We start from the raw sequence: 23,575 nt of genomic DNA on the forward strand, positions 1-23,575 counted from the left end.
TATGAACTCTATTCATGTTGTAGTTCTTAGAATATTAAACTAGATGATATTGAAATTTTGAGATTGTGAAGATAACGATCCAGAATTTAAAATCAACAATAATATGCGACAGTCTGCTCTATTATTCGGTATCTACCTGACTACAGTTTGTCTGGTTCCATCTCATCCTTTATTAGCAGTAACTCCACCGATTCCTGTTGCTTCCGACGCGCCTTTAGAATTAGATTTATTGACAAATCCAAAAGGCTCTGTCATTACAGCTAACACCATAAATCAAGGAGAAATAACTGTTCCTAGTTTGTGGTGGGCGCAAGAAAATTCCGAAAATAAACTTTTAGATAACTGGATAGCATATCCAGCGAGCAACAACCAATCTGCGCGAGTAGATTTAGTTGTAAATCAACAAATTTGGAGTTTATTAGACTATCTGGAGCGTTACAACTTTGTGAATCGTCTAGGTAGTGTTGCACGAAATTACGGTTACAATATTCGGGTTTTTAATTATCAACAAGACCGTTTAGCAACCTACACTTGTATCTTTAACGCCAATCCAGCATTATGTAGGATAGAAATCGCGTCTCAAAATCAGTTTGGTTTGGGGCGTTCGTTTTAACGGCAGGGATGAAAATAGTCTTACGACGCCAGTACACTAGCAATTTTTGTAGGGTGGGCACTGGCTAACTTTCCTCAAACCTTTATTGTTACGTTTTCGTAGGGTGGGCACTGGCTAACTTTCCTCAAATCCTTATTGTTACGTTTTTGTAGGGTGGGCACTGGCTAACTTTCCTCAAACCCTTATTGTTACGTTTTCGTAGGGTGGGCACTGGCTAACTTTCCTCAAATCCTTATTGTTACGTTGTGGACAGTGCCCACCTTACAGTTATTGACAATGGTGCAGAATCTTAGAGAATGGACATCTTGCATCAGTTCTAACAATAGCCAAGGAATTAATTCCCTGGGTAATAGTACAAGTCCTCTCAAGAAGACTAAATTGCCAACTCAGTAAGGCTTTCAGCCCATTTGAATGGACTTAAGCTATTAGCTCAAAACTTTAGTTTTGGGCGGGTGAGAATGCAAGCTTGAGAATGGTACTGAACCATATTGCTGTATAAACACAACCTCCTGCATTGTTAATGTATCGGCTCGCATTGTTAATGCATCGGCATACATTGTTAATGCATCGGCTTGCATTGTTAATGTATCGTCTCGCATTGTTAATGTATCGGCTCGCATTGTTAATGCATCGGCATACATTGTTAATGCATCGGCTCGCATTGTTAATGTATCGTCTCGCATTGTTAATGTATCGGCATACATTGTTAATGTATCGGCTCGCATTATTAATGCATCGACTTACAAAAATAAGGCCGCTTACCGTAGGGTACACCGATAAACACAGATTTTATCTGTGTCCATCTGTGTCCATCCGTGGTCGAATTATTTGAAAATAGAATGAGTACAAGAGGATGAATGCACAACTTTAGCCTTGCCACGTCAGTTTTTCAATGAGTTCTATATGTTATTAAGAATAGGAATATTTATTTTTTTACTTTTGTTACCTAGTTTAGTCAACGCTCAACCGCAAGATACTAAACTTATACCTTTTTTTGATAATGAAGATAATCCAGTTCCTCTAAGGTTTCCTCCAAATCAACAGTTAGACATTTCACCACCACCACCAAAACTAAATGCTTTTGATGAAGCAGTTCTTAAAATTTGTGGTTCTATTGGTACTAGAGTCAATCCCAATCAATTTAAACAGCTTTTATCTTACTATCCAGATGTATTAGATAAACTTCAAAAAGTTAGTGGCGGCGAATTACGTTCGGGGCGGAGGGAAAACTCAGAATTTGTAGAAGATTTAACTAATATTTGGTTTAAAAGAAGGGGATTTGAACACATTTTTTGTGGCGAAATATATAACGAAAATGATATCGGTGGTTTGCATTTTTACGGCAGATATTTGCAGTTACAAAATCAAGGAATTGGTGGACGTCTTCCAAATAATCAAGCACGAGGAGAAGTAGTTCCCGGTGTAATTTATACAATGGGAGTCGTAATCAAACAGGGAAATCGTATAGTTCAAGACGAAATTAAAGGCTATGGTTACCTTAGCAACGCTCAAGAAATGCTTTTAGATGCAACTAAAATTTTTAAAATTCAGGGAAATAGGTCAGGAGCTTGTATTTATAATGTGCAGGATTGGGAAACTGGTAAAACTTTCCCCACCGTTTTTGTCAAGGAAAGACAGGCGATTATTACATTTTATCCTGATGCCACTCCCTCAGGAGAAGCTTGTAAAAGGTGAAGGGGAATTAGGGGCTAGGGGCTAGGGGCTAGGGACTAGGGGCTAGGGGCTAAGGACTAGGGGCTAGGGACTAGGGGCTAGGGGCTAGGGACTAGGGGCTAGGGCTAGGGGCTAGGGCTAGGGGCTAGGGGCTAGGGACAAAGGGAAGGACAAGGGGAGGGGGAGAGGGGGGGGAAACTTTCTCCGTGTCTGTCCCCATGTCCTCTTCTTCCCAATCCCCAATCATGATCAAAAGCGAAAAGTTGTGCGAATTGTGCCGACATAAATTGTGTTGTTGTCGCGATCGTGTTCTGGGTTAGTAATTACCAATAGCCCTGGAGTAATAGCAATATTGTCGTTAACTTGGAAGCGGTAGAAGGCTTCTAAATGAAGAGCGGTGTCTTCATCTTTATATTTTTGAGTCGCAACCTCAAATTCATTGCCTGTCACTTTGGGTGGTTGCCCGATCGCTATTCCGGCAACGTTATTTTCTTTACCTAAATCGACAAAAGCTACAGTCAACGCCCAGTTAAAAATATCTGCGGTTGGGTTGTTGGGTAAATCTGTTGCTGTGGCACGGGTAAAGCCAGCCCAACCAGAGACGGTTAAGCGATCGCTCACTGCAAAAGTTGATTCCAATCCGAATGAGTCTGCAATAATCGCATCACTGTTATCATCAAAAGGATCGTTGGCGCGACGGCTACCAGTTCCCGTGTCGAGGCTGTTGTACGAGTGGATGTAGGTAAAGCCAACTTTGAAGTCGTCAATAGGTTCGAGAGTTATTTGAGCGATCGCTCCATATTCTTCTCCACCAAACCCTACTTCCGGCTCGTTCACATCATCACTCAGATACCCCAAACTCAAGCTGATGGATTTACTCAAATCGTAAACTAGCCCGACTCCAGCACCTCCTCCTTGCCGATAAATCGGGTTGCGCTGGGCAAAACGGGAAATAGAACCACGACTGCTACCACTGAAAAAGGGATTGAGCGTGTCAGTAAAAAAATCATCTAGATCGCCACCCTCGGCTTCTAAATAAACCATAGCTTGTTCCCCAATCGGAAAGCGATATTCCACAGTGCTCAGTTCAAATTGGTTATCGCTGTCACTCTGAAAAGCTAGACGAGCCATATCAGTTTCCGTTGCATCATCTATTCCTGGGAGATTGCTTGCTTGGAGGCGAAGTCGGAGGCGATCTTTGCCAGTGAAACTCGTATCGAATGTTAGGCGCGTGCGATTGCTCAAGGTAAGATTGCTGTCGATGCGATCGCCACTGCCATCAGCTTTTTCACCACTGCCAACTCCAGAGACAGCAAAAAGAACTTCTCCCTCCAATTTAGTGGTTGTAGAAAACTGTTGCTGTTGGATTTTCTCGACGTGCTTTTCCAAATTATCTAATCGCCCTTGGAGAACCTCTAGTTCTTTTGCAAACTCTGCTTGCAACCGCTTTATCGTTTCCAAGTCTTGCTGATGAACCAAATTCGTGGTTTTTGCGCTTGTCAGTTTGCTGATATGGTTGATGGTTGTGGCAAGAACGGTAGCAAATTCATAGCGAGTCATTGTGCCATCAAAGTAGCCTGCAACCACACCATAACGCTCTACCAAAGATTTCAGAGATTGAAAAGCCCAGTCATGAGGTTGAATCTCTGCTAACTCAGAAACAGCATTAATATTGCTGTCAAAATATAGAGCAGGTGGAGCTTCATTACCAAAAGCCCTACCTGTAACTGCAAGGATGATTGTCAGGGCAAAGCTGAGATGGCAGACATTCCAGACATTTTGATACAGAACTTGCTTTTTCATCCACCCCGGAACGTTTTTTAATAACCGTAATAATCTCGATACCATTGCACAAAGCGCTCGATGCCCTCCTCAAGCGGAGTTCCGGGTTTAAAGCCTACATCTTGCATCAAGTCATCAACGTCAGCATAGGTAGAGTAAACGTCACCTGGCTGCATGGGTAGTAAGTTTTTTTTAGCTTGCTTACCCAGTGCTTTTTCGATCACTTCAATAAACGCCATTAACTCTACGGGGCTATTGTTACCAATATTGTAGAGCTTGTAGGGCGCTTTACTAATTAAAGTGTCTTGATGATCGGCTAAAGGTGGTTTGTGCATGACTCGCACTACCCCTTCAATTACATCATCAATGTAGGTAAAGTCCCTTTGCATATTGCCATAGTTATAAACATCTATTGGCTTGTTATTAGCTACTGCCTGCACAAATTTGAAGTATGCCATATCGGGGCGTCCCCAGGGGCCGTACACTGTAAAAAAGCGTAATCCTGTAGTTGGCAAGTTGTATAGATGGCTGTAGGCATGAGCCATCAGTTCGTTGGCTTTTTTAGTAGCAGCGTAGAGTGAAATGGGATGATCGACGTTGTCGCTTGTAGCAAAAGGAACTTTTGTATTGGCACCGTAAACAGAACTGGAGGAGGCAAACACCAGGTGATTAACTTGGTGATGACGACAACCTTCTAGTATATTTAAAAACCCTGAGAGGTTACTGTCTGCGTAGGCAAAGGGATTTTGCAAAGAATAGCGAACTCCAGCTTGGGCTGCTAGATGTACTACACAGTCAAAAGTTTGGTTTTGAAATAGCTGAGTAATGCCAAGGCGATCGCTTAAATCCAGAAACTGAAAAGTGAAACCGGCTAGAGGTTCAAGTTGAGCCAAGCGAGCTTTTTTCAAGTTGACATCGTAATAGTCATTTAAATTGTCGATGCCATAAATCTGCATTCCTTCTGCTAAAAGACGCTGTGCCAAATGAAAACCAATAAAGCCAGCAACTCCAGTAACTAATATTTTCATAAGTTAGTAATTTTGAGACGGGCAAAAAGGAAGAATAATCACTAACTACTATCTACTATCTGAGTTGAAAATAGGGAACAGGGAACGGGGAACAGGGAACGGGGAACAGGGAACAGGGAACGGGGAATAGGGAACAGGGAACGGGGAACAGGGAACAGGGAGGGGCAGGGGAGCTTCAGGGGCAGAGGAGGAGAATAGCTACTAACTACTATCCACTAACCACTAACCACTAACCAATGACTCAGCAATATTCATGGCTTGCAGTACAGGAGTACGCATTGTCAGAGGATAGTAAAGAACGCTCAGGGTGTTGGGAACCAGTTGTAAGCACTCTAATGAAGTACCCAATACCTGAGCCAACATATTTTGGATAATGTAGACAGAAGCTACCACCAATGCAGTGATAGGACGAGCGGAGTATGTCTCATTTGATGGGATTACGGTACGCTCTGATAAGAGCGTTTGCTGCCAAAGCTGCAGAAAGTCTTGCCGTAAAACTTGAAGCTCTACCGCTTTTGGATGATATTTAAGCAGTTGCTTGGCAGTTTGTTGAGAATAATCCAAATCGCTACTGAGACTAAAGTCAATCGGCACTGTCTGGAGGTGTTCAGCTAGTTTGTGAATTGAATGTGGAGCTTTTTCGTTAGCTGGTACTAAAAGAAGACGCAAACCTTGTTTACCATCCTTGAGCTTCGGAAGAACTTCACCCAAGTGGGTTGTGAGATTCATTGCTTCAAGTTGCGCTCGCTGATCATCTAACGTGGGAAATTTCAGAATGCTGATGCCGCAGTTTGATTGTTGGAGAACGTGGTATTGCTCGCATCCCATCGCGATCGCAGTACCAATTAACGCTCGAATTGTACCACCGTGACTAACAATCAGGATAGTTTTGCCGATGTGTAACGGTAAGATTTCTCGCCAGAATTGACGGGCGCGATCGTACAAATCTAGTACGGGGAAACACTGCTTGGCAACTGCTATTCCTCCTGTTTCTAATTGCTTTTCCTGTTGCGGTTGTGCCATTTGAAACTCATGGGGACGTTCCTTCCAACAGCGATAGTCTTCTGCAAAGTGTTCTTGTACGTATTTGTACGTAAGTCCCTGCCATGCAGGCATATCGATTTCTTGGAGAAGAGGAGATGAATCAATGTGGGGCAAAAGAATTCTTTTGTATCTTTCTTGAAGCCCATCTAAAATCTCAAGCGTAGTTTCTATGGTTCGCAATAAAGGACTTGTATAAACTTTATCTACCTTCCAACCCCTCAGAGCAACACCAGTTTGGTAAGCATCGTTGCGCCCCTTCTCAGTCAAAACTGAGTCATTACAAATTCCCTGGTAACGTTTTTGAGCATTATAGGTGCTCTGAGCGTGACGTACCAAAATTACACGAGTTAAGCCACTTTGATTAAGAGGATGCGGGGAAAGATTTTCCCCACCTCCCCCCATCTCCCCCTCTCCCACTCCTCTTGTTAGTCCCCAATCCCCAATCCCTAATCCCTTATGATCATGCTCCGACTGCATAGGCATCATCCTCGCAGGTATTCCCACCGATCGCAGATTGCAAGGCATACATGGCGGCGTATCTACCACCCAGGCGCAGCAGTTCTGCGTGTGTACCTTGCTCTAAAATCTTTCCGCCTTCGATGTAAAAAATCAAATCGGCTTTTTCAACGGCTCTAAGGTTGTGAGAAATTAAAAAAGTAGTGCATCCCTGAGTTAACCGTTCTAGTGCTTCGTTGACAGCGTGTTCATTTTCGTTGTCTAAGCCAGTGGTAGGCTCATCTAATATCACGATGGGAGCTTGCCGAATGGCGGCACGGGCAATGGAAATTCGTTGCCGCTGCCCTCCGGAAAGTGTCGCTCCTCTCTCGCCCAAAATTGTGTCGTAGCCTTGGGGTAAAGCCATGATGAAATCGTGGGCATTCGCCAGACGGGCAGCCTGTTCGATTGCTCGTTCAGAGGCTCCCAAACAGCCATAGGCGATGTTATCTTTTACACTAGCTGCAAAGAGGAGAGTATCTTGTAACACCACGCTAATTTGCTGCCGGAACGATTGCAGTTTGTACTCGCGCAAATCGTGTCCATCGACTAAAATCCGCCCTTCGAGCGGATCGTAAAGGCGCAACAGCAAACTGACGAGCGTGGATTTACCACCACCAGATGGCCCTACTAGGGCGATATGCTGCCCTGGCTCGACGTCAAAGCTGACGTTGTGCAAAATTCCCTTGGTTGGTTCGTAGGCAAAGGTAACATTTTCAAACCGCACGGCTCCTTGTAAAGGCGGTGCATCTATTGCCCCGCGGGAATCACGGATGTCTGGTGCAGTATCGAGTACATCTAGAATGCGCTCGCCGGAAGCGGTAGCTTTGGCAATTTGTCCGGTGTATTTAGCGAGCTGCCGCATCGGCTTAAAGGCAATCCTGAGATAGTTGACAAATACGAGTAAATCCCCTGGTGTGATCGCTTTTCCCAACACCAGCTGTACACCACGCCATAAAACCAAGGCAGTGACAAGCCCTACCAACAGTTCCACCACCCGCTCTAACCCTGCTGCCAGTTTTTGCGCTTTGGCACTTTCTTTTAAGCTTTGGCGATTATGACTGGAGAAGGTACGCTCCAGCATATCTTGCAGGGAAAGCGCTTGCACAATTTTGATTGCTCCGATAGACTCTGCCGCGGTTGCAGCCATTGCCCCTTCGCGTTGGCGCTGCGATCGCACTACTTGCCGGATGCGTTTGGTGAGGCGCATGGTGAAGAAGATAAATAGGGGAAACACGGCAGCAGCAATCAGTGCTAGTTCCCAATGCAGCCAAAACATCACGCCAATCATGCCGATGAGGGTGAGGGAGTGGGCAAGCAAGGGCAATACTGCCATCACCGTCACTTCCCGCAGTCGCTCAATATCTGAGGTAACGCGGGTAATCAAATCACCACTTTTGGCTTTGTGGTGAAATGACAATGAAAGGTTTTGCAGATGGCTGTAAAGTTCGGCGCGAATTTCAGTTAGTATGTTGCTGGCTGCTAGCGCCATCCCCACTACACTAAAGTAAGCAGCAGTAGCACGAAGTAAAGCGATCGCTATTAAAGCTAGTGTCAAGCCTGTCAGGAGAGCAAAGGGGCTGAGTTCCTCAAGCAAGGGAATCCCCAAAGACTGAGATCGAAAACCAGGTACAAGGATATAGTCAAAAATAAACTTTAAAGGCCAAGGTTCGAGCAAATGCAAGACAATCTCAGCCATGAGTGCCACAAAAGACAGAATCATCAGTGCCTTTTGTTTGCCAAGGTGGGGCGAAAATCGCCGCAAAATCCGCACTATTCCTGGCAACGCTGCCCTCAGACTTTTGGGATCTCGACGCGCCATATATTACTTATCTCCCTCCAGCGAATGAACCAAAGATACTAACTCGCGGGTAGGTTTATTTTCATGAGCTTGAGGTTGATTTGCAACATTAGCTCGGCTTTGAGTATAGCGATCGCTAATGTAATGGTTTAATTTCCTTTCCAGAGAAATCGCCATTTTCTCCAACCACAGAGGATTATTTCCAAAAGTGAGACTTCTTAACAATGGTTTCAAAAATGCCTGATGGCGACGGTGCCCCATCCGCTTATAACGCTTCTTGAAGTATTTGTCTTTCACTGTCAAATCCCACTTCTGGGCAAAGTGTTCTAAACTGGCAATTTCCCAAGCATCGCTCCAGCGTAGCATGAAGAATTCTAGTTCTTTCCATTCAAACTTTAATCCAGGTACATAAGTAACTACCGAAGCTGGCTCGCAATAAAAAGTACCTCCTGCCTCAGCTACCGTTAGACAAAAGTCGATGTGTTCTCGCGTACTCAGCAATCCCTCATCTAACAGTCCGATTTTTTGGAAAATCTCAGTTCGCACCAGCATACAGTGAAACTCGGCAAACTCGCATTGTTGACGATGCAGTTGATCTTGTACATCAGCAACTTTTCGATTCACAAAGTAGTGTTTTTCGTGTACTCGTCGCTTGGCTCCAAAATCATCTGGCTCGACAAAAATATGAGCTTCGCCACCAGCTAAGTGGATTGTTTGCTCTAAAGGTTGTCCGATGCAAGTTAGCGGGCAGACTACCGTCGCTTTTGTTTCTTTGGCGCATTCAAGTAATAAGTCTAGCCAACCCGGACTTACAATTACATCATTGTCAATAAAAACTAGATACTCACTATCGACTTGTTGTAAACCTAAGTTGCGAGCTTGGTTAGGTGAAAGGTATTGTTCTGTACGGATGAGTTGAAATCCTTTCTCTTGTGCTTGTTGCTCAAGGTAGCGCTGAATGTGACGGGGAGAACCGCCGTCTACATAAACAAGAGAGAAGGGTATTTGAGTGTGTTCGTAAATGCTTTGGAGTGATTCGCGGGTGTAACTGAATCGCTCTCGCTGGGAAACAATTATGGTGACTTGTGGTTTGTTCATGGTTCAAATTCTGTTTTGGTGGAGATGAGTTTTATCTCACGCAGAGGAGCCAGTGCGTTGCGCGGGTTCCCCGCGTTGTAGCAACTGGCGTCACGCAGAGGCGCAGAGAGTAAGAGTTTTAAGTTACTGCCTATACGAGGGAGAGTTTTTCAAACAAAACTGATGCAGATGTAGTTAAGGTTCGTTGGTAAACATCAATCCAGTTTTGGTGTTCTACTGATGGGGCAAGTTGCTGAAGTGCTTTTGTTTTGGCTGCTGCACCTAGCTTTTGCCGCAGATCTGGTTTAGTTGCCAAGTGTCGGAGTGAGGTAATTAGTTCCTCAGTACTGCCGGGATTGATGAGCAAACCGTCTACGCCATCTTCTAAAATTTCGCCGATCGCATCTACACGGGTGCCAATAATTGCTCGACTCGCTAGCATGGCTTCTAGGAGTGTATTTGGGCAACCGTCATGCAGTGAAGGAATTACGAAAATATCTAGGTGGGGCAGATAAGCTAGGGCTTCTTGGCGACTGGTTATACCTGTGATTCGTAGGCGATCGCCAATTCCACTTTGTTGTATTTGTTGTTGCCAATATGCTTTTTCTCGCTCAATAAAATCACCGACTAGCAAAAGTGTTAAATCAAGCTCGTTGCTTAATTCGGCGCAGGCATCGAGGAGAAATTCAATTCCCTTCTTGTCTCGGAATCTACCCGATGAACCAATAATGATTCCTGGTAATTCACTAACTAGAGATGGGGTGGGGAGTTGCTCAAAGTTAATGGGTGCGATCGAGTTCCAGAAGGCTGATGATTTTAGTTTGACACTTGGAGCAATGACACTTGCTCTTTTCTGTAAGTCTCGACTGACAAATGTTACCCAAGCAGAATTTTCTAGAATCCATGCAATTTGAGCATGGTTTTTAGGATTAAAAATATGTTTGTGCAAGTCGCTACCGCGAACACTATTAATTACCGGAACATCATTTTCTTTTGCTAAAAGTGTTGTGACATAGCCTGTTTCATTCATAAAGAAGGCATGAAACAAGTCATATTTATATTTTTGATGTAAACATTTTAGTTGAAAGTAAACGTCGCTAAAAAAGTCTTGAATTTCTGTCAAGTTATCGCGCACGGCTGATTTGATGCGATGTACGAATACACCATCTTGAAGTGTTGTGCTGCAGCTTGCTCGTCTGCGGCTTCCATCAGTAACTAGGCGTTGTTTAGAACGAAAAACTGCGACATGAACTTCATAACCGCTGTCAATTAGCATCTTGGCGATTCGATGTACTGATTCGCCAACTCCACCTACATCTGGTGGATATTCTAGTGTGGTAATGCAAATTTTTGTTTTATCCATAATTTGATGTTCTGAGAATTTTATTCCTAATTTTTAAACGCAGAGGAACGCTAAGTAAGCGCGAAAGGGCGCAGAGTTTTTTACTAGGCTACTTTTTGTTTAATTGCTAGTTGTCTTAAAATTTTTGCAGTGTTTTCGGCTCCGGTAAAATCAAAGCTAATTTGATTGGGTTGTTCTTGAAGGTAATCGATTATTTTTTTGGCAAATAAATCAGGTTGCAAATCGTTGGTAGTTAGAAGTTTTACAATTCCTAAGTCGCTTAATTTTTCTGCTCTAATGGTTTGTTCTCTATCTTGATTGCCTGTGAAGGGAATAAGCATGGCTCGTACACCTGTTGTTAAAACATTCATGGTGGTGTTATAGCCAGACATATTGATAGAAAGTTCCGCCTTTTTCATATAATTCAGAAAGTAGGGAGTATAGCGCCGAATGCAAATATTTTTACTGTTTTCTGCCATTGATTGCAGTTCGTAAAATTTCTCTTCTGGCATAAATGGCCCGGTGAAAACTTGAATATGGTGAGGTATTACTTTTTCTAGTATGGGGGCTGTTTTCACTACACAGTCAAGCAATTCATGACCAAATCTACCACCTCCCACACTCGTTAGAATCATGGGTTTGTCTGAGTGAAGTATTTCTCTATCTTCATCAGTTAAAATAGGATTTACAGGAGGCTTTTGAACTACATATCCTGTGTAAGATATTTCGCAATTGAGATTACTAACTCTTGAAAAGGTTTCTTCAAGTGGTACAAATTTGGGGTCACCATGAACCAGCAATACATCAAAATATTCGTTGATTAAATTGCAGACTTTTTCTTCATGTTTTGCCTGCTTGTGTTGCTTGGTAACTACAATATCTCGCAAGCTAGAAACAACCTTGGTTGAGTTTCTAGTTGATTTCACTCGTTCTAGTAAAGGAATTAATTCAAAAGAAAAGCGTCTTCTGCCGAAGGGAAATAACTCAATGATTAAAATATCGGGCTGGATTTGCTCGAATATTTCCAAAAGAAGATTTTTTCTAATTTCTTTAACTTGATCAAGACTAAAGGCGTTATCTACGACTTGTAATTCTTGAAATTCAGAGTCGGTTTTAATTGCAGGTAAGTTGATGACTTCAACACCAGCAGGAATATCAAACCCTTTGATGATTTCGCCACCATTAATAAAACATATTTGGAAGTCTTTGGTTAGGGCACGCACAATTTCCATGCTGCGAACTAGATGCCCCATGCCCAAAATATGTTGGCAGTAGAACATAAGACGTTGCATAATAAGTTTTGCCTCTATAATCTATAAACTTTGATTGACTTAAACGATTTTAGCGATCGCTAAATTTTGTAATTGTTCTGGTGGCTGGCAGGTTCTGCAAAATGGCAGCGCTCTCTTTTCTGCCAGTAAGGTGCAGATGTATTGGCTGATTTTGGGCAAGGCATTTAGATTGATCGCCGGAGCGGAAATCTTGGGTTGGGGAGTATTCAATGTTTGCAGCACTGATCGCAGCAATACATCTGGAGTCAAGCGATCGGGATGAATGGCTGTTACAACCCCTAGTTTGGCGAGATGTTCTGCCCGAATCCACTGTTCTTGGGATGGTTTAATTCTGGGTACCACCACTGCTGGCTTACCCACTGAGAGAATCTCACAGACTGTATTGTAGCCCCCCATTGCTACCACAGCGTCTGCTGCCGCGATGTAGCTCATCAAATCATCCGTAAACTCGCATATCTGCACCCGTGGATAGGAAAATGCTTTCCACTCCAGTGCGGCTTGATCGCGAGAAGGCATTTCGGGGCCAAAAATGATCATACTCCGAACTTTGCGCGAGGCAGGTAGCAATGCCAAACTTGATAAATAGGCATCAACTAAGTTGTAGCCATCCTCGCCCCCTCCCGGTGTCACCAAAACCAGTTGTTCGTCTGGGCTGAGTCGCAATTCGTTACGGACAAAATTTGGCCCTTTGCGCCCCAATTCTTTGCGGATGTAGCCACAAAACTGTACTTTTTGGGCAACCTTTGGCGGTAGTTTATATTCGATGCGGATATCAAAGATTTCTGGAGCGCCAACAACCAGCACGTGATCGTAAAATTTGGCGATCGCTTCATAATAACCGTGCTTTTGCCATTCTGGAATCGTTACATCTGGATGATCCAAGATGTCGCGTAGCAGCAGAATTAAGGGAGTTTGTGGCAATTGGGCTTTGAGATATTCGATAGTTGCCTGCAATTCATTGCGAATGCCGTAGGGCTTTTTGTCTACCAAAAACACATCTGGTTTAAAATTGGCGATCGCAGATAAAATTAATTGCGATCGGAGCTTTACCGTTTCATCAATGGCTGTTCCCAGATACTTGGCAGAAAACTCACCTGATGTTCCCCGGTTTAGGCAGGGTAGTTTGATGTAATCCAGTCTTTTCGGCAGACGAAAGCTATGCAGCATCGGCGAGCCAGAAACGACAAGGATAGAAAGTTCTGGAATCGAATCTAGTAAGTGAGTGCAGATTGCCAACATTCTGCGAATATTACCGAGACCGAAGCCATCGTGGGAGTATACCATTAGTCTCATGGCTTAAATTTCCCTCAATTCCTGATTCGGTGTGTGCACGAGTTCCCTCATCCGCTGTCAAGACGGTTTGGTATTTTATCGACTGTACTACTCAACTAAGTTCTCAATTGTGCATTAATCTTTTATGAAATTTCGATGAGAAAATTTTCATGTCAATAACACGCTCCGATCTTGAATCTGGACGCTTGCAGCAGATTATTATGGACTCTGGGCGAAAAGTAAATGTTTTAACTGAATCTCAGTTGCAAGAGTCTATCAACGACACTCTTCGGCAAAAAAATCCGGCTTGTGATGTCTGGATTTTTGCTTATGGCTCGCTGATTTGGAACCCCATTTTCAAGTTTGCAGAACAGCGCGTCGGTACAATTTATGGATGGCACCGCCGCTTTTGTCTGTGGGTTCCCTTAGGGCGTGGTACTCTAGATAACCCAGGATTGGCGCTTGGTTTGGATCGTGGTGGTAGTTGTCGCGGTATCGCCTATCGGATAGCTGCTGCTGATGTAGCCTCAGAGTTGCTACTACTGTGGCGACGGGAAATGATCGTTGCTTCTTACATTCCTCGTTGGGTGAGAGTATTTGATGGTACGCAAAAACTGGAAGCGATCGCTTTTGTTGTCAACCACCAGCATCGGGCTTATGTTGGTGACATTTCGTTTGAAACCACAGTAAATAGCCTTGCTACAGCTTCAGGAGAAATTGGTTCTTGTGCTGACTACCTTATGCAAACCGTCGATGGCTTGCTAGCAGCTGGGATTAAGGATAAACACTTACTTCAGTTGCGCGATCGGGTTTTGATGCGACACAAATCAGAATCAAAAATTGCATCTGCAGAATAAGTGAATAAAATTAGGAGAAAAATCAAGATTTTCACAAAAAACTCACAGATAGTTTAGTAATTTTTCTGTAGCAATCGAGCTTGGGGAATAAATAAAATAAATATCTAGTTTCATAAAAAATACTTTACCAAACCTTGTTGCTCAAGATGCAACATTTATCATAATGACAAGTAATTTTTCCTTACCCCCAGGTTTTATTATTCGTCCTATCAAAAGCTCAGATAAATGGAAGATTTTACAAATGTTTTTGAATTGGAATTTTACTACCTTTCCAATAAATATAGTTTGGAGTTTACTAATTTTATTATTAATACTGAGTTTAATTATCATTATTCCTTTATTTATTGCTTTATTGTTATTCTTAGTATTTGAATACTATTGTATTTATATTGATTGGTCTAATGTATGGATTGTAGAGAACAGATATACAACAATCGGTTTTGCAGAAATTACTAATTACGAAACACATTCTATACTTAAATATTTATTTATTAAAAAAGAGTATCGCCGTCAAAAAATAGGTTCTTCTTTAGTAGTATTTCTCATCCAAACAGCCAAAAAGCCTATATATTTAAATTGCTATAAAAAATTAGTTCCTTTTTATAAAAATTTAGGTTTTTCTATTATAGATCCTCAAGAAATATCACCAACAATACGGATGCAATTAACTATTTCTCAAGTAATGGGTATTGTTACTATGGTGCTGTTGTAGATTTGTATAAATATAACTTTGTATTTTGATTAAAGGGTAGATTCCGAATTAGCGGAAGAAATGGTTACAATCGGGATGCGAGAAGAGATAGAGAAAGTTCTGTATCCTGGAGCCATCGCTAATGAAATTCATCTCCGAACCGTCAATACCTACAAAAATTCAAAAAATGAAAGAACGGGTGCGCTGGTTGCATCCAAGTATTGTCTCACGGAGAATTGACCAAACCAGCATGGTTATCGACGATGGCAATTCGGATCATCCAGAATTTTCTTTTATGGTTATCGGTGACAGTGGTTCTAAGACACGACACAACCCCCAGCGCCGAGTTGCCGAACTAATGCTTCCACATCAACAAGAGTGTAGTTTTGTCTTGCATACAGGGGATGTTATTTATATCGTCGGTTCCCGCGAATATTACCCGCAAAATTTTATCGAACCTTATCGCGAGTTTATCGTTGGAGGCGAAAATCCCAAACGCATTCCCTACGATCGCATGACATTTAAAACCCCGATTCTGCCAGTTCTCGGCAATCATGATTACTATGATGTGCCGCTCATGTATCGTTTGCTGGCAGGAAGTACGCTGCCACTGCGCCGCTTCTTCAGCTACAAGAATATTGAAATTGGTTGGCATGGTTCAAATCAAGGAGATGCCTACGCACGAGCATTTATTGATTACCTGAAAGTATTCAATTCCAAAGAACAGTTGGAATTTCACCTTGATGAGCATTACACAGCCAAAACTGATACAGGAAACTGTCTGCGCTACGAACCTGGACGTTTTACCCGCCTCCCCAACCGTTATTATACCTTTCGTTATGGTGGTATAGATTTTTTTGCGCTCGACTCGAATACTTTTAACGAACCATCACCGCTACCAGCAACTCAAGAAGGGGAAAGTAGCCGCCGCAAACTGGAAAAACGCCGCGACGAAATCGAACAAGAGGAAATGCGGATCTTAGACGCGTGCGATCGCCTTGACTCAAACAATCCTGAAGATGCAGAACAACTTGATGCTCTCAAAGCGAAGTTGTACCAAATTGATGAAGTCAAAATCGACATTGAAAAACAACTAGCATCCCACGACGAACCAGCGATCGACTTTGAACAATTAGAATGGCTCAAGCAAAGGCTAATAGAGTCTTGGCATACTCAGGAAGTACGAGGACGTGTTGTTTATTTCCATCATCCTCCTTTTGTGACTGAGGCAAGTAAGTGGGAACAGGCACAAACTTTAGCAGTACGCCACCGCTTGCGTTGGGTATTTGATGGGGTAGCACAAACTCTTGGTTCTCTGACTCAAGGGCGTCCCATCGTCGATTTAATTTTAAACGGTCACGCTCACTGTTTGGAATATCTCCGCACTACTGATACTGGGCACGGGGATTCTTACCTGAATTGTATCGTCTGTGGTGGCAGTGGTCGTCGTCCCCGACGGCAACGCGAGGAAGGATCGGAATTAACAGAGACTTTTGGAGATACAGCAAACAGCAATAACCGTAAAGTTGCGGATTCTTTGCTATTTGTTGGTCGCAATGGTTATGATACCCAAAAGCGGCTTCCTTACTCCTTTGTACGGATTGATGTTAAAGATGGCTATCTGCCCAAGTTTATTGTCAGACCATTTGTTGCTGAACGCTATCAGGGGGAGTGGTATAACCGCGAACTAGAAGCATTTGAAATTTAACAATTCTGGCGGGAATCCCCCAGAAAAATCTGTGGAGTCAATCCAATATTGAGGAGCCAGCAACCGAAATTAAGGCAACCTAACCTAGTTGTATAACTTATGGTGTCCGCTGTAAAATAGGAATTTGTGTCTAAACTAAAATAGACAAGATAGACAAGTTACTGCCAGGAATTAAAGCAGTATGTCAAAAGTCCAGTGCGATCATGTGCAGCGTTACGGTTTTTCTATTTTGTCAGTCTTGTTAGCGCTGCTACTGGGTTTGCTGCTCGAAGAACTGCTGAGATTTGAGGTTTCGCTACTTTTTTTTGCTGCTGTAGTTTTTAGTAGCTGGTATGGTGGATTTGCCCCCGGTTTGGTAGCTACGGTATTAGCTATTGTAGCCAAAAACTACTTTTTTTTACCACCCTCTTACTCTTTATTACTGAACAGTTGGGCTGACGTGTTACATCTATTCATATTCAGTTCGATAGCCCTATTAATTGGCTTGTTAATTTCACAACTACGTAATGGCAAGCAAAAAGCAGAAGCAGAGCTAGCAAAATTACAGGTAAGCTATCGTCGCCTGTTCGAGACAGCCAATGAAGGCATTTGGATCTTTGACAATCAGGGGCAGACTGAATATGTTAATCAGTGCCTAGCCCAAAAGCTTGGCTACAGCATTGAACAAATGCTAAAGCGCCCAATTTTTGACTTTATGGATAGTCAGGCTCGAATTGAAGTTGAGCAATGGCTAGAGCAACAAAGGCAAAGTGTTCACCAAACAAAACAGCAGTTTGACTTGCGTTTGCGTCACAAAAACCAATCTGAACTTTGGACAATTATCTCTACTAGCGCTGTGCTCAATACGCAGGGTGATTTTTCAGGCGCGATCGCAATGCTAACTGATATTACCAAACACAAGCAGGTAGAAGTTGCTTTGCGAGAAAGTGAAGAGCGTTATCGCTCTTTGGTAGTCGCAACTTCTCAGATAGTATGGACTACTGAGCCTGACGGGCGGGTGGTTGATATCCCAGATTGGAGAGCTTATACAGGGCAAACTCAAGAACAGGTTAAAGATTGGGGGTGGTTAGAAGCATTGCACCCAGACGAGCGCCAACGAACTGCTAAAATTTGGACTCACGCAGTTCAAACAGCAAGTATTTATGATACCGAATACCGAGTCCGGGGTGCAGATGGCATCTATCGTTATTTTTCTGCTAGAGGTGTGCCCGTTACAACAGAAGGCGGCAAAATTCGCGAGTGGGTTGGAGTTTGCAGCGATATTACTTACCGCAAACAGGCAGAAGAAGCATTGCGACAAAGTGAAGCGATCGCCAAAGCACGGGCTGAAGAACTTGAAACGTTTATGGAAACTGTTCCGGCTGCCGTTTGGATTGCCAGCGATCCCCAATGTCATTACATGACAGCAAACCGAACTGCCTACAAATTGATGCGGTTACCTGCAGGCTCAGTTATAACCGCTACTCCTGTGGGTGGAGAGTATCCTTTTCAAGTCAAAATCCAAAAAAATGGTCAAGACATTCCAGTTACTGAGTTACCGATGCAGCAAGCAGCTCGCACCGGGCAAGATGTGGAAGCAGAATTTGAACTAGTTTTTGACAAAGATGATGTCCGATCAATTTATGGCAAAGCTGTACCATTACGGGATGATTTCGGTGCTGTTAGAGGTGCGATCGGAGCGTTCATCGATGTAACCGAACGTAAACAGACAGAAGCAGCCTTGCGTCAAAAGCAAGAATGGCTCGATTTAGCTCAAGCAGCGGCGAAAGTAGGTAGTTTCGAGTGGAATATCCAAACCAATGTTAATATCTGGTCAAAAGAGCTAGAAGCAATCTACGGTTTAGAACCTGGTGAATTTGGCGGTACCTACGAAGAGTGGGCGAGATGGATACACCCAGATGATTTAGCCAAGGCAGAAGCAGATCTGCGAAGTGCACTGCAAACGGGTGAGTTGTTCACCGACTGGCGCGTGATCTGGAAAGATGGCAGCATTCACTGGCTGCACGGCAGAGCAACAGTATTTTACGATGACGAAGGCAAGCCCTTCAAGATGCTCGGAATTAATGTTGATATCACCGATCGCAAGCAGGCAGAAATAGCCTTGCGGGCGAGCGAATCTCGATTTCGGCGGATTGTTGATTCCAATATTATTGGTGTCTTTTTCTATGACATGAGCGGTAACATTACTCAAGCCAATGATGCCTTTCTCCAGATGGTTGGCTACGCCCAGGAGGATTTATTGGCAGGCAAGCTGGATTGGCAAGAAATGACTCCAGCAGAACACGTAGAGCGAACAGAGCAAGCAGTTGACGAACTGGAGTTATACGGGGTTTGCACTCCGTTTGAGAAGGAATTCTTTCGTAAAGATGGCAGCCGTGTGTTTGTAGTCATCGCCGCTGCTTTATTTGAAGACTCACCAGAACAGGGATTTGCTTGTGCGATCGACATCACTGATCGCAAACAAGCAGAAACTGAACGCGATCGCCTGCTGCAATTAGAACAAAAAGCACGGGCTGAAGCCGAAGCCGCCAACCGAATCAAGGACGATTTTCTAGCAATTGTCTCTCACGAACTGCGTTCTCCACTCAATCCAATTCTAGGTTGGTCGAAACTCCTTCTTACCCGCAAGTTGGATGCAGCAAAAACCACTCAAGCGCTAGAAACTATTGAGCGTAATGCTAAATTACAAACACGCTTGATTGATGATTTACTAGATGTTTCCCGTATTTTGCGCGGTAAGCTGAGTTTAAACGTCTGTGCAGTGGATTTAGTTTCCACAATTGAGGCAGCATTAGAAACCGTGCGTCTGTTTGCTGAAGCCAAATCAATTCAAATTCAGACACAGTTTGCTCCCGGTATAGGCAAAGTCGAAGGCGATCCGAATCGCTTGCAGCAAGTGGTTTGGAATTTACTCTCAAATGCAATTAAGTTTACCCCCAATGGTGGGCAAGTAGAGGTACGGTTGGGGACAAGAGATTGGGGACTAGGAACAGAGGGGCAGAGGAGCAATCCCCAATCCCCGATCGCTAACTATGCTCAAATTACTGTTAGCGATACTGGCAAAGGAATTAGCCCTGATTTTCTACCCTATGTATTTGAACGTTTTCGGCAAGCAGATGAGGCAACGACAAGAAAATTTGGTGGACTAGGATTAGGACTAGCAATAGTTCGTCATATTGTCGAACTCCACGGTGGCTCGATCCAAGTCACAAGCCCAGGAGAAGGCTTAGGAGCAACCTTTACAGTAACATTACCCTTGATGAGTACTGTCTCTCAAGCCAGTGAAGAAACCTATTCGCCCGACAGTTTAATCAATCTGCAAGGCTTGCGGATAGTGGTTGTAGATGATGATGTTGATACTCTGAATTTATTAATATTAATTCTTGAGCAGTATGGTGTTGAAGTTCATGGAGTGGCTTCAGCCAGGGAAGCACTTTTAGCGATCGCCAAATTCCAACCAGATTTACTCTTAAGTGATATTGCTATGCCTGAAATAGATGGCTATACATTGATTCGACAAGTTAGAGCTTTGGAAGCAACCTCACCCAGAAAGTTACCAGCGATCGCTCTTACAGCCTTTGCCGGAGAAGCTAACCATCAAAAAGTCATCTCAGCAGGCTTTCACAGGCATCTCACCAAACCTGTAGATCCATCTGAACTAGCGGTGGCAATTGCCGCTCTCACCAGACGCAACAGTAATGATTAATTTGTAACTAGCTAAGGTGGGATTACATCAAAACGGATGAAAAAACTAGGGCTTGGCATCTTCTGCAAAATATACATATATCTTAATATTTTTGAAGAGATAGAGTTCAGCAATTCCAAAGTATGGCAGGACATAGTAAATGGGCAAATATTAAACGCCAAAAGGCTGTAGTGGATGCCAAAAAAGGTAAGACATTCACTCAACTGTCGCGTGCGATTATCGTTGCTGCCAGAAGCGGCGTTCCAGATCCAGCAGGTAATTTTCAACTACGCACGGCGATAGAAAAAGCCAAAGCAGCTGGCATACCCAATGACAATATAGAAAGAGCGATCGCTAAAGGAGCAGGTACTTTTGAAGGTGATGGTTCTCAACTAGAAGCGATTCGCTACGAAGGTTATGGCCCTGGAGGAGTTGCTATTTTAATAGAAGCTCTGACAGATAACCGCAATCGTACCGCCGCTGACTTACGTGCTGCCTTTAGTAAAAATGGCGGAAATCTCGGTGAAACCGGATGTGTAAGCTGGATGTTCAATCAAAAAGGCGTTTGTACCGTTGAGGGAGTAGAAGACGAAGAACAGCTTTTAGAAGCAGCCCTAGAGGGTGGTGCTGAGTCTTATGAAATGACAGAAGATAAAACAGCAGAAGTGTTCGCTGAGGTGACAAATTTAGAAAACCTCAACCAAAGCTTGAAAGAAAAAGGTTTTCAGGTGGCTGATGCCGAGCTGCGTTGGATTCCCAGTAATAACGTAGAAGTCTCCGATCCAGATCAGGCGCGATCGCTTCTCAAATTAATTGATACTCTAGACAGTTTGGATGATGTGCAAAATGTCACGGCTAATTTTGAAATGCCAGAACAGCTAATGAGTGTGAGTATGAGTTGATACTGTTTTTAGAATAAATATAACTTTTAACAGAGCGATCGCATTTCTTCAACCCTTGCTAAGGCAAAGCCCATTTTTCTAATTGAAGTCCAGAAATACGGCTATAGTGCCGAGTATTATTTGTTACTAAAATATAATTTCCTGCTAGTATAACACTAGCAATTAGTAAATCAAAATCAGCTATAGGTTGCCCTGTTCTGCGGAGTTCTGCCTTTAATTGGCCAAATAATTTGAGAGAGATATTGTCTAAAGGAATAATAGATATGTTTTTAATAAATTCTTCTACACGAGCTAAATTTTCTTCGACTCGATTGGAATTATATGCACCATAATATAGTTCAGCAACTGTGATGACACAGATGCCTACTTGATGCCATCCTACTGCTAAAAGTCTATCCTTCACTAACTGACGACCATTTAGCCAATAGATGCAGGTGTCAGTATCGAGTAAATAGCTCACAGACTATGTTCCCTATTGTCGATAGTACGGCTGGCATATATATCATCAATGATTTCTTCTGTGGTACGTGTGTCTTCCCAAGTTCCAAAGGTTTCTAAAAAAGCTTGTGGTGGATTGTTCGACTCTACACTTTGTGACTTCTCTGCTTCTTGTTTGAGAACTTTATGAACGATTTTGGTAATTAAGGCTTCCAAGTCTGCTACTGTAAGACTACTTATTGGTTGATCTGATGTTGGTTGAGTATTTTCCATAAAAAATATCTTTGTTTGCAAACCTAATATTCTCATATCTTAAATATCAAGTAGAGCGATCGTGCTCCATTTTTTCAAAAATTAAATTTGTGATGCTGCTACAAGCTATTGTTGCATATGTATCTAGATTTTGTTTTTAAAGATGGGGATGCTTACGACCTAAATTACGAGGATTATCATTAGGATTATTAACATGACTACTAATAGAAAACCGAGACATCCTGGTGCTTTGATTAAACGTCAGTATTTAGAACCTTTAAATCTGACTGTTACTGAACTGGCTACTATTTTGGGTGTGTCTCGAAAAACGGTATCTGAAATTGTAAATGAGCAATTTTATATATTAAATTATCTGGTTGAAATTAAGGTTATTTGGTGTTGGTTTTCGGCGCAAAATCAATTCATTGTGCTGTAAATATGTAAGCTAATATTTACGAGTTAAAAAAATCACCAGCTTGTTTCCAGTGTTTATCTTTGACATGGATGCATACAGTTGCTAGAGCAGCTGAAATTACACTAGCATCATCTGTAAAACCAAGACCTGCTATCCAATCAGGAATAGCATCAGCAGGCGATAAAAAATAAGTTAGGGCAGCTGCAATTGTAGCTTTAGCATAAGCAGGTGTTTGCGGATCAATCATGCAAAAATACATAGCTACTACATCTCTTATAAAAGGTACAAGACCTATAAAATGTTTAACTTGTTTGAGGAAGTTATCCATATAAATTTATCAAAAAGTTTTTTGACATAACGCTCCATATATATATCTTTTGTAATTTATATATTTTTTTACAAAATACAAAATAAATCTTATACTAACATCGGGAAAAATACGCATAAAAAGCAATTATATTAGCTTTTTATGTGTTTATTCACAGTTATGAGCTTGTCGTTGAGATTTTGTATCTGAAAAATCCGATGTTTAATGCACTAACTCGATCGCCCGCTTCGTTAAAGCCTCCACGTGAAGGTATCACGCTTACAATTACTCTGCTACAAATTTAGCCAACACCCTAGAAGGGTGCGGCTACACGAACAAAGCCCACCTGCGTGGGCTTCAAAAGTAAGCTATGCGACGTTAAATTTTGCTTGTCTACCTTTGGCTAGAAGAATTAAGTTATTTGGGCATGAACTTTGGGAAATATATAATTAAGCAAATTTAAATATTTCTAAAATCAAGGAAGATGCAAAGAAATTTTACGCAATTATATTTGCATTGTGTTTGGGGAACTTGGAATAGATTACCGTTAGTCACATCAGATATTCAAAATATTATTTATAATGCTATTGCTAAACAATGCCGAGAATTAGGATGCACATTAATAGCTATTGGTGGTATTGAAAATCACGTACATCTTTTAACCAATTTTCCACCGACTTTAACTATATCTGAATTGATAGGAAAAGCTAAAGGCAGTTCTTCCCACCTAATTACTCATGAAATTAAACCTGATAGCTTTTTTAAATGGCAAGGTGGTTATGGTGCATTCACCGTTAGTCATCAAAATATCGACCAAGTAGCAAATTATATTAGAAATCAAGCCCAACATCATAGCCAAAAAACTCTAATATCCGATTGGGAAACGTAACACAAAAAGCC

Annotated in this window: 21 protein-coding genes; 9 read left to right on the forward strand and 12 right to left on the reverse strand. The window is 42.5% G+C overall.

Going from position 1 to position 23,575, the window contains the following annotated elements:
* Positions 1-103 precede the first annotated feature (103 nt).
* Positions 104-613 (forward strand): hypothetical protein, encoded by a 510-nt coding sequence (locus UYC_RS0132705; protein ID WP_016876602.1) that lies wholly within the window; start codon positions 104-106, stop codon positions 611-613.
* 425 nt (positions 614-1,038) lie between these two features.
* Here UYC_RS0132705 and UYC_RS0132710 read toward each other — a convergent pair whose 3' ends face one another.
* On the reverse strand, positions 1,039-1,338 hold the full coding sequence (locus UYC_RS0132710) for a hypothetical protein (RefSeq protein ID WP_016876603.1): 300 nt from the start codon (positions 1,336-1,338) through the stop codon (positions 1,039-1,041).
* Positions 1,339-1,516: 178 nt separating this feature from the next.
* Between UYC_RS0132710 and UYC_RS0132715 the strand changes: the two genes are divergently transcribed.
* Positions 1,517-2,308 carry an EndoU domain-containing protein gene (locus UYC_RS0132715; RefSeq protein ID WP_016876604.1) on the forward strand — a complete coding sequence of 264 codons (792 nt, stop codon included), beginning with the start codon at positions 1,517-1,519 and terminating at the stop codon, positions 2,306-2,308.
* 228 nt (positions 2,309-2,536) lie between these two features.
* Here UYC_RS0132715 and UYC_RS0132720 read toward each other — a convergent pair whose 3' ends face one another.
* The 8 genes from UYC_RS0132720 to UYC_RS0132755 form a co-directional block, all read right to left on the reverse strand.
* On the reverse strand, positions 2,537-4,135 hold the full coding sequence (locus tag UYC_RS0132720) for an iron uptake porin (RefSeq protein ID WP_016876605.1): 1,599 nt from the start codon (positions 4,133-4,135) through the stop codon (positions 2,537-2,539).
* Positions 4,108-5,097: an NAD-dependent epimerase gene (locus tag UYC_RS0132725; RefSeq protein ID WP_016876606.1), complete on the reverse strand. Its 990-nt coding sequence runs from the start codon at positions 5,095-5,097 to the stop codon at positions 4,108-4,110. The genes UYC_RS0132720 and UYC_RS0132725 overlap by 28 nt, the downstream gene beginning before the upstream one ends.
* Before the next feature lie 222 nt (positions 5,098-5,319).
* Positions 5,320-6,618: a histidine phosphatase family protein gene (locus tag UYC_RS0132730; protein ID WP_016876607.1), complete on the reverse strand. Its 1,299-nt coding sequence runs from the start codon at positions 6,616-6,618 to the stop codon at positions 5,320-5,322.
* Positions 6,602-8,458: an ABC transporter ATP-binding protein gene (locus UYC_RS0132735; protein WP_016876608.1), complete on the reverse strand. Its 1,857-nt coding sequence runs from the start codon at positions 8,456-8,458 to the stop codon at positions 6,602-6,604. The genes UYC_RS0132730 and UYC_RS0132735 overlap by 17 nt, the downstream gene beginning before the upstream one ends.
* A gap of 3 nt (positions 8,459-8,461) precedes the next feature.
* Positions 8,462-9,535: a glycosyltransferase family 2 protein gene (locus tag UYC_RS0132740; RefSeq protein ID WP_016876609.1), complete on the reverse strand. Its 1,074-nt coding sequence runs from the start codon at positions 9,533-9,535 to the stop codon at positions 8,462-8,464.
* Between the two features lie 130 nt (positions 9,536-9,665).
* Positions 9,666-10,877: a glycosyltransferase gene (locus UYC_RS0132745; protein ID WP_016876610.1), complete on the reverse strand. Its 1,212-nt coding sequence runs from the start codon at positions 10,875-10,877 to the stop codon at positions 9,666-9,668.
* An 83-nt stretch (positions 10,878-10,960) separates the two neighbouring features.
* Complete coding sequence (locus tag UYC_RS0132750; RefSeq protein ID WP_016876611.1) at positions 10,961-12,148, reverse strand: glycosyltransferase family protein; 1,188 nt, start codon at positions 12,146-12,148, stop codon at positions 10,961-10,963.
* A gap of 39 nt (positions 12,149-12,187) precedes the next feature.
* On the reverse strand, positions 12,188-13,441 hold the full coding sequence (locus tag UYC_RS0132755) for a glycosyltransferase family protein (protein ID WP_235083002.1): 1,254 nt from the start codon (positions 13,439-13,441) through the stop codon (positions 12,188-12,190).
* 149 nt (positions 13,442-13,590) lie between these two features.
* Here UYC_RS0132755 and UYC_RS0132760 point away from each other — a divergent pair, with 149 nt between their 5' ends.
* The 5 genes from UYC_RS0132760 to UYC_RS0132780 all read left to right on the forward strand — a co-directional run bounded on the left by UYC_RS0132760 (position 13,591) and on the right by UYC_RS0132780 (position 21,263).
* On the forward strand, positions 13,591-14,277 hold the full coding sequence (locus UYC_RS0132760; protein WP_016876613.1) for a gamma-glutamylcyclotransferase: 687 nt from the start codon (positions 13,591-13,593) through the stop codon (positions 14,275-14,277).
* A 163-nt stretch (positions 14,278-14,440) separates the two neighbouring features.
* The gene (locus tag UYC_RS0132765) at positions 14,441-14,989 is read left to right on the forward strand and encodes a GNAT family N-acetyltransferase (protein WP_016876614.1); all 549 of its coding nucleotides are present in this window, start codon (positions 14,441-14,443) and stop codon (positions 14,987-14,989) included.
* 121 nt (positions 14,990-15,110) lie between these two features.
* Positions 15,111-16,676: a metallophosphoesterase family protein gene (locus tag UYC_RS0132770; RefSeq protein ID WP_016879820.1), complete on the forward strand. Its 1,566-nt coding sequence runs from the start codon at positions 15,111-15,113 to the stop codon at positions 16,674-16,676.
* Between the two features lie 181 nt (positions 16,677-16,857).
* Positions 16,858-20,382: a PAS domain S-box protein gene (locus UYC_RS0132775; RefSeq protein WP_016876616.1), complete on the forward strand. Its 3,525-nt coding sequence runs from the start codon at positions 16,858-16,860 to the stop codon at positions 20,380-20,382.
* Positions 20,383-20,504: 122 nt separating this feature from the next.
* Complete coding sequence (locus UYC_RS0132780; RefSeq protein WP_016876617.1) at positions 20,505-21,263, forward strand: YebC/PmpR family DNA-binding transcriptional regulator; 759 nt, start codon at positions 20,505-20,507, stop codon at positions 21,261-21,263.
* Between the two features lie 58 nt (positions 21,264-21,321).
* On the opposite strand, the gene UYC_RS0132785 is transcribed toward UYC_RS0132780, so the two are convergent.
* Together UYC_RS0132785 and UYC_RS0132790 are read right to left on the reverse strand one after the other, a co-directional pair.
* On the reverse strand, positions 21,322-21,723 hold the full coding sequence (locus UYC_RS0132785) for a type II toxin-antitoxin system VapC family toxin (RefSeq protein WP_016876618.1): 402 nt from the start codon (positions 21,721-21,723) through the stop codon (positions 21,322-21,324).
* On the reverse strand, positions 21,720-21,974 hold the full coding sequence (locus UYC_RS0132790) for a hypothetical protein (protein WP_235083003.1): 255 nt from the start codon (positions 21,972-21,974) through the stop codon (positions 21,720-21,722). Before UYC_RS0132790 ends, UYC_RS0132785 begins: the two co-directional genes overlap by 4 nt.
* A gap of 193 nt (positions 21,975-22,167) precedes the next feature.
* On the opposite strand from UYC_RS0132790, the gene UYC_RS0132795 reads away from it, so the two are divergent.
* Positions 22,168-22,389: a HigA family addiction module antitoxin gene (locus UYC_RS0132795; protein WP_016876620.1), complete on the forward strand. Its 222-nt coding sequence runs from the start codon at positions 22,168-22,170 to the stop codon at positions 22,387-22,389.
* 16 nt (positions 22,390-22,405) lie between these two features.
* Here UYC_RS0132795 and UYC_RS0132800 read toward each other — a convergent pair whose 3' ends face one another.
* Entirely contained in the window at positions 22,406-22,696 is a 291-nt protein-coding gene (locus tag UYC_RS0132800; RefSeq protein WP_016876621.1) for a YkvA family protein, read from the reverse strand.
* Positions 22,697-23,159: 463 nt separating this feature from the next.
* Here UYC_RS0132800 and tnpA point away from each other — a divergent pair, with 463 nt between their 5' ends.
* Positions 23,160-23,564, forward strand: a complete 405-nt coding sequence (gene tnpA, locus UYC_RS0132805) for an IS200/IS605 family transposase (protein ID WP_016876622.1) — start codon at positions 23,160-23,162, stop codon at positions 23,562-23,564.
* Positions 23,565-23,575 lie beyond the last annotated feature (11 nt).

It is taken from the genome of Chlorogloeopsis fritschii PCC 6912 (genome assembly GCF_000317285.1).
Taxonomy (GTDB): domain Bacteria; phylum Cyanobacteriota; class Cyanobacteriia; order Cyanobacteriales; family Nostocaceae; genus Chlorogloeopsis; species Chlorogloeopsis fritschii.